The sequence below is a fragment of the Bacillus cereus group sp. BfR-BA-01524 genome (assembly GCF_022662595.1).
Taxonomy (GTDB): Bacteria; Bacillota; Bacilli; order Bacillales; family Bacillaceae_G; genus Bacillus_A; species Bacillus_A thuringiensis_S.
The window spans coordinates 1-245 of sequence record NZ_JAKUDW010000409.1; the positions used below are offsets into that span (position 1 = coordinate 1).

Genomic DNA, 245 nt, shown 5'->3' on the forward strand with positions numbered 1-245 from the left:
TATTTTTTCATATACGTAGATTACCTCTTGCGTTCCCTCTACGTATTTACCTTCGGCATTTTTTGGCTTTTCTACCAACTTATAACCTGGGATTTCTTTATTTTCTGTTGTATAGCCTTTCCCTACTTGATCTGTTGTTGTATTACGTTGTGCGATTTCTTTTCCTTCTTTATCTACGTACTTTGTTACTACGCTTCCTTCTACCTCTGGTTTTGGTTCTTCTATTTTTTCATATACGTAGATTA

At 34.7% G+C, this 245-nt stretch carries 1 protein-coding gene; it reads right to left on the reverse strand.

Annotation, left to right across the window (positions count from 1 at the left end):
- Positions 1-245: MucBP domain-containing protein (locus MR170_RS31675; protein WP_242310757.1), on the reverse strand; the 245-nt coding region annotated here is incomplete at both ends.